The following is a 2597-nucleotide window of genomic DNA, read 5'->3' on the forward strand; positions in this document are numbered from 1 at the left end:
GCGGCCGCCCGCGCGGGCGGGGGGCGGCCGTCTACGTCGGCGCGGCCCCACCCCGGAGCGGCCGTCCCCGGGGACGGCCCGCCCTCACCGTTCGGTCGTACGCCGCGCGAGGACCGCCGCCTGCGCGCGGTCCCGGCACCCCGTCTTCGCCAGCACCCTGCTGACATGGCTCTTGACGGTGTGTTCGGAGACCACCAGCCGCGCCGCGATCTCCGCGTTGCTCAGCCCCTCCCCGATGTGCGCCAGCACATCGCGCTCGCGCGGGGTGAGCGCGGCGGTCCTGGCCAGCTCGGCCGGGTCCGCACGGTCGGCCCGGCGCGCCGCGGCGAAGTCCCGGATCAGCCGCCCCGCGACGGTCGGACTGAGCGCGCCCTGACCGGCGGCGGTGGCGCGGACCGCCGCCGTGATCTCCTCGTACGACGCGCTCTTCAGCAGGAAGCCGCTCGCCCCGCCGCCCAGCGCCTCGTCGACGTACTCGTCCATGTCGAAGGTGGTCAGCATCAGCACCCTCGTGGTGGTGAGCAGGGACCGCTCGGCGAGCCGGGCCAGCACCCACAGCCCGTCGTGGCCCGGCATCCGCACATCGAGCATCAGCACATCGGGGCGGAGCGCGACGGTCAGCCGCAGCGCGTGGTCGCCGTCCCCCGCGCTGCCCACGACGGTCAGACCGGGCTGGAGCTCCAGCATCAGGCGCAGCCCGTCCCGTACGACGCGCTCGTCGTCCGCGACGACCACCCGCAGCGGCGCCGCCCCGCTCCCGTCGTCCGCCGTCCCCGGCGGCTCAGCGGTGGTGTGCACCGGTGCCCCCTCCGGCCGTCACGGGTACGGAGGCGACCACGCGGAAGCCCCCGCCGGGAGTCGGCCCCGCGGTGAACCCACCGCCCAGCGCGGCGATCCGCTCCCGCACCCCGACGAGCCCCACCCCGGCCCCCGCCGCCGCCCGGTGACCGGCCGGCGGCGGCGCGCACCCCACCTCGAACCGCGTCGCCCCGGGCCCCGTACGGATCAGGATGCCGACCTCGGCGCCGGGCGCGTGGCGCCGCGCGTTGGCCAGGCACTCCTGGACGAGGCGGTACCCGGTGAGCTGTACGGGACGGGGCAGCTCCGCCGACCCGGCGGCGACATCGAGCCGTACCGGGGTCCCGGCGCGCTCCGCGTCCGCCACCAGCACCTCCAGATCCGCGAGTTGGGGGACGGGGGAGCGGGGCGCGGCCTCGCCCGTCTCGTTGCGCAGGACGCCCAGCAGCTCCCGCATCTCACCGGTGGCCCGGCGCCCGGCCGCCGCCATGGCGTCCACCCCCTCGCGCGCCCAGGGCGGCAACTCCCCCGAGCGTGCCCGCATCGTCTCCGCGTGGACGACGAGGAGCGTCAGCGAGTGCGCCACCACATCGTGCATGTCCCGGGCGATCCGGGCCCGTTCGGCGGCGGCGGCCCGCTCCGCGCGCACAGCCTGGTCCCGGCGCGCGTCCGCCGCCCGCCGCTCCGCCCCGGCCAGCAGCTCCTGCCGGCCCCGGGTGGCGAGCCCCAGACCCCAGGCGGCGGGCAGCGGGGCGAGCACCGCGAACACATCGGTGCCGCCGCGCCACCGCTCCGACGCGGTGGCGTGGTTGACCCCCACCCCGAGCAGGACGAAGGCGGCGGCGCCGCCGAGCAGCAGCAGCGAGCGGCGCGGCGGCGCGTGCGTCCCCATCGCGTACAGCCCGAAGGCGAGCGGGAGCACGGCCAGCGAGGAGATCTTCACCTCGGCGGCGGCGCACCCCACCTCCAGGACGACGAGCACCGCGAGGACCGCCGCGAAACCGCTCAGCGGCCGGCGCGTCCGTACCAGCAGCGCGACCGAGGCGACGACGGCGTAACCGCTCAGCGCCAGCCACGCCGTGGCGGAGGTGTCGGTGGTGAACTGGTCGATCAGCGCGGGCGCGACCGCCGCCACGACGACCGCCCCGTCGAGGAAGCGCCCGGAGGAGAGCGCAGGGAGGCGGCCGGGGAGACGGTGGAGACGGTCGGGGAGACGGTCGGCGGGTCCCGGCGGCGGGGTCTCGGTGGCCTCGTACATCGCCTCAGCGTACGAGCCCGCCGTCCGCCGCGCCCCACCCGAAAGGACCGCCGTCTCAACGGAGTTGTGGTCCCTGAGAGTGAGACGGGGGCCCGCCGGTGCACTCGCCGCGGCGATGCCGCGCCCGCGCCGCCCGTGGCCCACTGGTCGCATGTCTCAGCCGATCCTCCAGCAACAGCCCCCAGCCGTGACCCACTTGGCTTCCACCACCCGCCTCGGCCGCACCGTCCGCCGTACGAAATGGCTGGTCGTCGCCGGCTGGCTGGCCCTCGCCGTCGTCTGCACCTGGCTGGCGGCGGGCCTCGGCGACGTACAGCGCGACGACTCGGCGGCCTTCCTCCCCACCGGCTTCGAGTCCAGCGTCGTCGCCCGGCTCACCGAACCCGATCCCCGCCACCCCGAGGCGGAGACCGCGATCGTCGTGCACAGCCGCGGCGACGGCGCCCCCCCCACCCCCGCCCACCGCGGCGCGCCCCGCCCCCCCGCCCCCCCCGCCCCCCCCCCGCGGCGCCGGCGACCGAGGGGCCCCAAGAGCCGGAAG

The 2597-nt window shown here is 77.5% G+C and carries 2 protein-coding genes; both read right to left on the reverse strand.

The window, feature by feature from the left end; genetic code table 11:
• Window positions 1-84: 84 nt before the first annotated feature.
• The gene (locus ACFXPK_RS29540; RefSeq protein ID WP_385080149.1) at window positions 85-798 is read right to left on the reverse strand and encodes a response regulator; all 714 of its coding nucleotides are present in this window, start codon (window positions 796-798) and stop codon (window positions 85-87) included.
• On the reverse strand, window positions 782-2056 hold the full coding sequence (locus ACFXPK_RS29545; protein ID WP_385080151.1) for a sensor histidine kinase: 1275 nt from the start codon (window positions 2054-2056) through the stop codon (window positions 782-784). The genes ACFXPK_RS29540 and ACFXPK_RS29545 overlap by 17 nt, the downstream gene beginning before the upstream one ends.
• Between the last annotated feature and the right edge of the window lie 541 nt (window positions 2057-2597).

Origin of the sequence: Streptomyces sp. NPDC059142 (genome assembly GCF_042755665.1) — a bacterium.
Taxonomy (GTDB): domain Bacteria; phylum Actinomycetota; class Actinomycetes; order Streptomycetales; family Streptomycetaceae; genus Streptomyces.

Coding starts and splice junctions, on each gene's coding strand:
- ACFXPK_RS29545 (WP_385080151.1), bottom strand. CDS start 2,056: ATGTACGAGGCCACCGAGACCCCGCCGCCGGGACCCGCCGACCGTCTC.